This window comes from Candidatus Dormiibacterota bacterium (assembly GCA_036495095.1).
In the GTDB taxonomy this organism is placed as follows: Bacteria; Chloroflexota; Dormibacteria; order Aeolococcales; family Aeolococcaceae; genus CF-96.
Genome location: DASXNK010000094.1, coordinates 1 through 8,660 on the forward strand (window position 1 = coordinate 1; position 8,660 = coordinate 8,660).

Below are 8,660 nucleotides of genomic sequence, written 5' to 3' on the forward strand. Positions count from 1 at the left end.
TCACAGCGGCCGAGGCCGTAAAAGCTCCAAACCCCACGAGCGGAAACCGCCGTTCACCGCCCGGTCGGAGCCATTCCCAACGGTGCCAGTGCAGCGGTCAGTGAGCGGTCGCCGTCGAGAATCACCACCTCCCCAAGGGGACCGGCCCCGACGGCGGCGGCACGCGCCTCCTCCCCGGCGCAGAGCAGCACCCGCGCCGAGCGCACCGCCGCCGCATGGTCCTCGCCGGCGAGGTCCCTGGCCGCGTCGTGGTCGAGGAGGACGACCCGGTGGGCGTGGGGCTGGGTGGCCTCGAGCAGCCGGTGCACCGGCCGCGCGGAGGCCGCCCACGAGGTCCCGATCACGACCCCGTAGTGGTGGCGCCGCTGCCGCAGCCAGCCCTCGAGGCCGTCGCCCGGCCAGGCCAGCTCGATCCCGGCGGCGAGCAGCGGCGGGGCGCTCTCCTCGGCCGCGTCGGCGTCGAGGGCGAGGTGGGTGACCCGGGCCCGCGGCCACAGCCGGACCAGGGTCCGGAGCAGCGCCTCCTGCCCCGGCTGCCGCGCGTCGGGGACGAAGTCGCCGACCACCAGCACCCGGTCGTCGCATCGGAGATCGCGGCCGGGGATGACGTCCTCGGGCTCCGCGTGGACCGGGCTCGGGGGCCGGAGCGCCAGCAGCCGCCGCCAGCGCTCGACGAACACCGGGCGGTTGCGCTCGAGCAGCCTCGTCCTCCGTCCCGGGTCGGTGGACGCCCCGCCGGCATGGGTGACCTCGGACCGGGGCTGGCACACGGTCCGCAGGCCCCGCTCCCAGAGCCGCAGGCTGAGGTCGACGTCCTCGTAGTAGGCCGGGGCGTAGACGGGATCGAAGCCGCCGGCGTCGACGAAGGCGGAGCGGCGGAGCAGCAGGCAGGCGGCGGAGGCGTAGTCGACGTCACGGCGGAAGCGGTACTCGGGCGCGGCCGCCGCCCGGGTGGCGCCGTACGGCCACACCTCGGCGTCGCCCCAGACGATGCTCCCCACCTCCTGGAGGGAGCCGTCGACGTGGAGGAGGCGGGGGGCGACGGCGGCGACGTCGGGCTCAGCCTCGAGCACCGCGCGCAGGGGGGGCAGCCAGCCGGGGTGGACGAGGGCGTCGGTGTTGAGGAGCAGCAGGAGCGGGGCTCGCGCCCGCAGCGCCGCCTGGTTGGCGGCGGGTCCGAAGCCGAGGTTCGCGGGGTTGCGCAGCACCGTGATCCCCTCGACGGCGGCGAGGCCCTCGAGGGTGCCGTCGCTGGAGGCGTTGTCGGCGACGATCAGCTCGAGGTCGGCGTCGGTGTGCTCCACCAGCGCCTCCAGCGCCCGCCGGGTCCACTCCCAGGCGTTGTAGGTGACCATCACCACCGACAGCTCCGGGCGGCCGGTCGCGGGGATGGCGAGCCCGCTCACCGCCGCCGCTCGCGCACCCGGGCGAGGGTGTCGCGGACCGGCCGGGTGTACCGCCAGGTCCGGGAGGCGACGATGGCGTCGCTGGCGGCCCGGGCGGCGGCGAGCTCGGACCGCAGCCGGTCGATCTCGGCCCGCGCCCCCGCCAGGGCGCCGTCGAGAGCCAGCTGGGCGGCGTGGCGCTCGCCGAGGAGCTGCAGCCCGCGGGCCTCGTGCGCTGTCCGCAGCGCCTCCAGCCGGTCCTCCGCGGTCAGGCTCCCGGGACCGGGCGCCGGCTCGCCGCGGCCGCCCCCCGCCTCCGCCACCCGCGCTGCCAGGCCGTCGAGGTGCCGCTCCAGCGCCTCCATCGCCGCCTCCGCCGGCGGCGCGGCCGGGCCGCCGAGCAGAGAGGGGAGGGCACCGCCGAGCTCCGCGACCGCGGTCGCGGGCACCCCGAGCGCGGCCGCGGTCCAGCGGCCGAGGCCCGGCGGCCCGGCGTAGGCCGCCGACTCCGCGATCAGGGCGACCAGGTCCTCCACCGCGGTCACCTCGGGCACCCGCCGGCAGCGCCCGCCGAGCGCGGCCTCGAGCGCGGCCGCGAACTCACCCTCGCCGCGGGAGCCCCCCGATGCCGCCAGCTGCACCGCCACGGCGCCGTCCTCCACCGGGGCGCGCAGCGCCGCGGCGATGCCCTCGACCGCGCCCAGCAGGGAGGCGTCGCCCTCGACGGTGAGCACCCTGCCCGCCGGCCACGCCCAGCCCAGCAGCCGCAGCAGCTCGGCGCGCCGGCGGAGCAGCCCGGGGTCGAGCAGACCCGGGAGCAGGAGCGCGAGCGAGCCGTCCGCGGGCGCGGCGTCGAGCACCGGCAGGGTGGTCTCCAGGGGGCCGGCGGTGCCGGTGTCGACCACGCAGTCGAAGCGCCCGGCCAGCTGCTCCGGGGAGGGCAGCCGCTCGGCGGGATGGCCGCCGTCGACGGCGAGCGGGGTGCCCAGCGCGGCGAGGGCGGTCACCTCGCAGCCGGAAAGCCGGCGCCGCAGCCCCTCGTCCAGCACCCTGCGGGTGGCGAGCAGGTCTCCGTCGGGGGCGTCGAACGCGCCCCAGAGAGCGACTCGCATCAGCGGGGCCGGTGCCGAGAGGGGGGGCTGTCCACGGGGTTGCGGATGATAGCCCGCCAGCCCAGCCGGCTAGCTGTGGAGCAGGCGGCCCCCGGAACGCCATCCCCGGGACGCGGCGGCGAGGCGGTCGCCCACCACCGGGGCGATCCGGCCCGCCATCACCCGATAGCCCCGGAGGGTGGGGTGGAGCTCGTCGGTCATCTCTCCGGCGGCCGCCAGCCCCGCCTCGACGTCGAGCACCAGTCCGGAGTGGTGCCGTGCCGCCACGACCCTCAGCTGGTCATCCCAGGCAGAGGTGTAGCGGACTCCGTCGCCGCCGCGGCAGATCCTGATCGCGGAGCAGTCGACGTGGCTGCCGACGATCACCGTGGGAACGTCCCCCAGGGCGCGGAGCAGGGCGTCGAGGTCGGCGGCGGCGGTCGGGATCGGGACCCCGTACACCGCCTCCGCCATGCCGAAGCCGACGATCACCAGACGCGGGTGCAGGGCCAGCAACGCGGGGAGCTGGAGGGCGGCGGGCCGGTGGCCGAAGCCGGGCGTCGAGGGACGCAGGGTGCTGAGGGCGGTGTCGCCGTTGACCCCCGCGTTCACCACCGGGATCCCCAGCAGCTGCTGGACGACCGCCGGCCCGGCGCCCGGCGGCGGGGTGCTGTAGGCGACCATGGTCACCCCGTAGCCATAGGTGTCGCTGTCACCGAGGGCGACGATCGGCCCGGTCGGGTCGCAGCCCACCGGGGGCGGTGGCACCGCGGTCACCGGCGCACCCGCCTCCGGACAGGTGGCGATGGCGGCACGGGCCGCCGCCACCGCGGGCGTGTCCGGCTCCTCGACGGAGGGGGCGGCGTGGATCGTCGATGCCAGCAGCGCCACCGGGATGCTGCAGGCCAGAGCGGTGAGGAGGGTGCGCGTCCACATGGCAGATGGGGGAGGGATGGCGGCCGGTACTGTGCGTGGTCCCCTCCCTCGCCACTGAGGATAGCGCTCCTGTCCCCCCCGGCTGTGGCGGTGACGGCCGCGTCACACCACCGCGGTCAGACGCTGCGCTGCCAGTAGACGCCGGTCCAGTCGACGGTCTGGAGGTCCGCCGGATGCATCCCGATCTCGTCGAGGAAGTCGTGGACCGCGGCCCTGCAGCCCTTGAGGGCGTAGTCGTCGACGATCACCCAGCCGCCGGGGCTGACCCGCGGGTACAGCGCCCTCAGCGCCACCATCGTCGACTCGTACATGTCGCCGTCGAGCCGCAGCACCGCCAGCTTCGAGATCGGCGCCTCCGGCAGGGTGTCGCGGAACCAGCCGGGGAGGAATCGCACCTGCTCGTCGAGCAGGCCGTAGCGCTCGAAGTTGCGCCTGACCTCCTCGAGCGACACCACCAGGTTGTCGAAGGTGTGGTGCGGGTCACCGGCGTCGACCGGGTAGGTCTCGGCGTCGGGCCTGGGCAACCCCTGGAAGGAGTCGGCGACCCAGACCGACCGCTCGGTGTCGCCGTGGGCCTTGAGCACCGCGCGCATGAGGATGGTCGCGCCGCCGCGCCACACCCCGGTCTCGATGAGGTCGCCGGGCACGCCGCGGCGGAGCACGTCGCGGATCAGGTGCTCGAGGTTGTCCATGCGCCGCAGCCCGATCATCGACACGGCGTGCAGCGGCCAGTCGAGCCCCTGCTCGCGCTTGTCGAGGTCGTAGGGCATGGCGCGCACCAGCTCGATGCCGCGGCGGGCGAGCAGCCGCGAGGCCAGCCGCACCGCTCTGCGCTTCCACTCGACCGAGGGGACGACGGTCTGGAGCTCGTGCCCCGACAGCATCCCCACCAGGCTGCGCTTCAACAGGTCGAGATAGAGCTGGGTGCCCCGATCCTCGGCCGTGCCGACCCCGGATTGCGGTTCGGTGCGGAGCATCCGCGGCAGTATAGCCAAGCCGAAACCTGGCTCACCGGCCCTCGTCGGCGACCGCCGAGGAGGTGGGTTCGAGCCCGTAGCGGCCCACCACGGCGGGGCTCAGCGGCCGGAGGAGGTCGTGGCTCATGCTCCAGCGGTGGCCCAGCGCGAACAGGCCGATCTGGGGCGCGGGCGAGGCCACACGGAAGTCGAAGGCCTGCTCCAGGCCGTCGTAGTCGTGGGCGACGGGGTGGGCGGCGAGCACCACCGACACCTGGTAGTGGCCGCCCAGCAGGCGCAGCTCGTCGACCACCAGGTCCAGGCTGAAACGCTCTCCGGCCGGCGGGCAGCGCAGCTCGAGGCCGGAGAAGAAGGTGTTCGCGTGGGCGAGGCGATAGCCGTCGCCGCGATGCACGATCACGCCGCAGATGAGGTCCTCGACCTGGCTGTTCACCTGGCAATGGATGCGCATCGTCATCGGCTCGCCGCTGGTGAACATCTGGTGCCGCTCGCCCCCGGCGTCGAGGAACTCGACGTCCACGACCCGAACCTCGCCGGTGCCCCAGCGCCGTCCCCCGCCGGGCAGCTCGGTGCTGATCTCGGACGGCGCCGGCGGAGGCGCTCCGGCGGCGTCGGCGTCGGCCTGCTGGCCCACCATGTGCCGGTAGATCGAACACACCTCGCCGGTCGGCCCGCTGGCGACCAGCCGTCCGTGGTCGAGCAGGTACGCGGTGTCGCAGTAGAGGTCGACCGCGCCGAGGTCGTGGGTGACCAGGACCACGGTGCGCCCCTGGCGCTTGTAGCGGTTGAAGACGTCGAAGCAGCGCTCCTGGAAGCGGGCGTCGCCGACGGCGAGCACCTCGTCCATGAGCAGGATCCCCGCGTCGGCCTGGATCGCCACCGCGAAGGCGAGCCGCACCTGCATTCCCGAGGAGAAGTTCTTCAGCTTCTGGTCGGCGAAGTCCTCGAGCTCGGCGAAGCCGATGATCTCGTCGATGCGCCCGCTGAGCTGGCGGCGGGTCAGCCCCAGCACCGCCCCGTTGAGGTAGATGTTCTCCTTCGCGGTGAGCTCCGGGTTGAACCCGACGCCGAGCTCGAGGAAGGGGGACACCTGCCCGTTGACCGTCACCGTCCCGCTGGTGGGACGGAGGATCCCGGCGAGGATCTTGAGCAGGGTGCTCTTGCCGCAGCCGTTGGCGCCGATGACGCCGACGAAGCTGCCGTACGGGATCTCGAGCGAGAGCCCGTCGAGCGCGTAGAGGTCCCGGTACCGGGCACTGCTCCGCGGATGGACCATCCGGTACTTGAGCGTGCTGCTCCGGTCGAGGGGGACGCGATAGCGCTTGCAGACGTTGTCGAGTGCGATGGCGACGGTCACGAGCCGTGCGACGACCCCGGAGAGAGCATTCTGGGGGCCATCCTACCAAGGCGCCGGTCGAGGCCCCGGGGCGGGGGAACGCGTCGATCGACGTTCACCGGGCCGGTCGCAGGGAGGTTGCGGTGAACGGCGCTCCGAGGACCGGGGGATAGAATCACCGGCAGCCCGGTGACCATGTCGACTGAATTCCCGCGCTTCCGCCACCACCCCGCCCTCGATGGCATCCGCGGCGTCGCCGTCATCCTGGTGATCGCCTTCCACACCTGGAGCGCGGCCGCGCCCGGCGGCCTCATCGGCGTCGACCTGTTCTTCGTGCTCTCCGGCTTCCTCATCACCACGCTGCTGCTCGAGGAGCGGCGCCTCACCGGCCGGATCTCGCTGGCGCGCTTCTACACCCGCCGGGTGCTGCGCCTGATGCCGGCGCTGATGCTGCTGCTGCTCGGGTGCGTGGTCGTGGCCGCGCTCGCCTCGAACACCACGCTCGGCGGTTCCACCCTGCGCGCGGTGCCCTTCACCCTCGGCTATGTCGCCAACTGGGCGTACGCCTCCGGTGCCGACCTCGGCGCCCTGGCCCACACCTGGTCGCTCTCCGTCGAGGAGCAGTTCTACCTGCTCTGGCCGCTGCTGCTGATCGCGCTGCTGCGCTGGGGCGGCCCCCGGGCGGCGCTGGCCGCGTGCTTCTGGGGGGTGCTCCTGGTGTTCGCGGTCCGCGGGCTGATGGTCGCCTCCGGCGCCTCGTGGCTGACCGTCTACGGCGGCTCCGAGACCCGGGCCGACGCCCTCCTCGCCGGCTGCACGCTGGCCCTGGCCGCACATCTCGGCCTGCTCCGGAGGATTCCCGCGGCGGTGGTCGCCGCCGCCGGGGTCGCCGGGCTGGCGGTGCTCGCCTGGGTGGTCCGCCAGGAGGACCCGTACGGGTGGCTGGTCCACGGCGGCTTCACCGCGGTGGCGGTCTGCTGCGCCCTGCTCCTCGCCGCGCTGGCGGTGCGTCCCTGGGCCCCGCTGGTCCGCGTCTTCGGGTTCCGGCCCCTGACCAGGCTGGGGAAGGTGTCGTACGGCGTCTACCTCTGGCACTTCCCCCTGGTCCTGGTGATCTACCCGGAGATCGCCTCCCGCCGGCCCTGGAGCTTCGTGGTCATCACCGCGCTCGCGTACACTCTCGCCTCGCTGTCCTACGCCCTCGTCGAGGCGCCCTTCCTCCGCCTCAAGCGGCGGATCGGCGGCGACGGGACGGCGGCGGCGCCGTTGGAGCTCCGGTCCCCGGCCGGAGCCGGCGCGAGGGCGGCGGAGGGCTGAGCATGACCCAGGGCGGGGCCGCGCTGGCCACCATCCCCGCCTTCGGCCTCGACCCCGAGTGGCTGCTCCCGATCGCCGAGCGGTTCGCCGAGGAGTACCGGCGGGCGGAGCCGTTCCCCCACGTGGTGATCGACGACTTCCTGCCCGAGGAGGTCGTCGACCACGTCATCGCCGAGTTCCCCTCGCCCGACGCCATCCCCTGGCGGCTGTACACCGACAGCGGGCACACCCACAAGCTGGCCACCGAGCGGCCCACGCTGATGGGCCCCTTCACCCGGCACCTCCTCAACGAGTTCAACTCGTCGGTGATGATCGACTTCCTGGAGCGCCTCACCGGCATCGACGCCCTGGTGCCCGACCCGCACCTCGCCGGTGGCGGGATGCACCAGATCGAGCCCGGCGGCTTCCTCCACGTGCACGCCGACTTCAACTACTACGAGCGGATCCGCCTCGACCGCAGGCTGAACCTGCTTCTCTACCTCAACCGCGACTGGGAGGAGGAGTACGGCGGCCATCTCGAGCTCTGGACCCGCGACATGGGCCGGTGCGCCCGCCGGGTCCTGCCGGTCTTCAACCGGATGGTGGTGTTCAGCACCAGCGACTTCTCCTTCCACGGGCACCCGGAGCCGCTGGCCTGCCCGCCGGGGCGCACCCGGAAGTCGCTGGCGGTCTACTACTACTCCAACGGCCGCCCCGCCGAGGAGGCCTCGGCGCCGCACACCACCCTCTACCAGGAGCCCGGGGTGCAGCCCGCCCACACCGCCGAGCCGGTTCCCGAGGTGGTTGCGGCGGCGCCGGTCCCGGTCGTGACCGCCCTCCCGGCGCGGCCGCGCTGGCGGGGCCGGCTGCGGCCCTTCCTCCCGCCGGTCGCCGTCGACCTCGCGCTTCGCGCCGAGCGCCGGTTCCGCCACCCCCGGTGAGCTGACCGGCGCCGACCCGGGGTCGCGGTGCTCAGGGGGTGCCGGTGCGTCCGGCGATCCGGGCCCCACGCCGCCGCATCCAGCGGAGCGCCGCCCTCGCGACCGCTCCGGCGCCGCCCTCGGCGAGCTCCTGTCCCACCCGCCGGAGCAGCCGGTCGGCCCGCGCCACCGGGGGTGGAGCGGTGGCCGCCACCGGCACCGGCACCTCCACGCCGCCGGCCCGGCGGTCGGGTGCGTGCGACGGGGCGGCGCAGAAGGCGAGCAGCGGCGCGGCCGTCCGCGACCAGGTGAGCGAGCGCGCGTGCTCCGCCACCCGCCCCGAGATCTCGGCCCGGAGCCCGGGGTCGGCGAGCCGGCGCAGCGCCGACGCCACCGCGCCGGGGTCGCCGGGGGACACGGTGATCCCCAGGCGGGAGGCCTCGACGGTGTCGGCGAGGGCGTCGCCGGCGGTGCAGAGGATGGGGAGTCCGGCCCAGAGGTAGTCGAGCACCCGGGTGCGGAAGGCGAACCGCGACTCGACGTGGAGGCGGTGGGTGGTGACCCCGACGTCGGCCTCGAGCAGCCAGTCGGCGCGCTGCTCGTACGGCACCCACTCCTCGTTGAAGAACACGTGGCGGCCGGTCAGCCCGAGCTCGTCGGAGAGGCTGCGGGTCTCCTCGACCACGCGCATGACGCCCACCGACGGGTTGGGATGGCGG

The 8,660-nt window shown here is 74.4% G+C and carries 8 protein-coding genes; 2 read left to right on the top strand and 6 right to left on the bottom strand.

What is annotated here, in order from left to right:
• Positions 1 to 53: 53 nt before the first annotated feature.
• From VGL20_09915 to VGL20_09935, 5 genes are all read right to left on the bottom strand, one after another.
• Complete coding sequence (locus VGL20_09915; protein ID HEY2703994.1) at positions 54 to 1,406, bottom strand: glycosyltransferase family 2 protein; 1,353 nt, start codon at positions 1,404 to 1,406, stop codon at positions 54 to 56.
• Positions 1,403 to 2,497 carry a hypothetical protein gene (locus tag VGL20_09920; GenBank protein ID HEY2703995.1) on the bottom strand — a complete coding sequence of 365 codons (1,095 nt, stop codon included), beginning with the start codon at positions 2,495 to 2,497 and terminating at the stop codon, positions 1,403 to 1,405. Before VGL20_09920 ends, VGL20_09915 begins: the two co-directional genes overlap by 4 nt.
• A gap of 69 nt (positions 2,498 to 2,566) precedes the next feature.
• Positions 2,567 to 3,412 carry a GDSL-type esterase/lipase family protein gene (locus VGL20_09925; GenBank protein HEY2703996.1) on the bottom strand — a complete coding sequence of 282 codons (846 nt, stop codon included), beginning with the start codon at positions 3,410 to 3,412 and terminating at the stop codon, positions 2,567 to 2,569.
• Between the two features lie 116 nt (positions 3,413 to 3,528).
• Positions 3,529 to 4,389, bottom strand: coding sequence for a TylF/MycF family methyltransferase (locus VGL20_09930; GenBank protein HEY2703997.1), 861 nt, complete (start codon positions 4,387 to 4,389; stop codon positions 3,529 to 3,531).
• Between the two features lie 31 nt (positions 4,390 to 4,420).
• Positions 4,421 to 5,746 (bottom strand): ABC transporter ATP-binding protein, encoded by a 1,326-nt coding sequence (locus VGL20_09935; protein HEY2703998.1) that lies wholly within the window; start codon positions 5,744 to 5,746, stop codon positions 4,421 to 4,423.
• A 174-nt stretch (positions 5,747 to 5,920) separates the two neighbouring features.
• Between VGL20_09935 and VGL20_09940 the strand changes: the two genes are divergently transcribed.
• Positions 5,921 to 7,042, top strand: a complete 1,122-nt coding sequence (locus VGL20_09940; protein HEY2703999.1) for an acyltransferase — start codon at positions 5,921 to 5,923, stop codon at positions 7,040 to 7,042.
• 2 nt (positions 7,043 to 7,044) lie between these two features.
• A complete protein-coding gene (locus VGL20_09945) occupies positions 7,045 to 7,962 on the top strand; it encodes a 2OG-Fe(II) oxygenase (GenBank protein ID HEY2704000.1) in 918 nt (305 codons plus the stop codon).
• A 31-nt stretch (positions 7,963 to 7,993) separates the two neighbouring features.
• Here the strand turns inward: VGL20_09945 and VGL20_09950 are convergent.
• Positions 7,994 to 8,660, bottom strand: a 667-nt coding sequence (locus tag VGL20_09950; GenBank protein ID HEY2704001.1) for a glycosyltransferase, incomplete at its 5' end; no start/stop codon positions are given.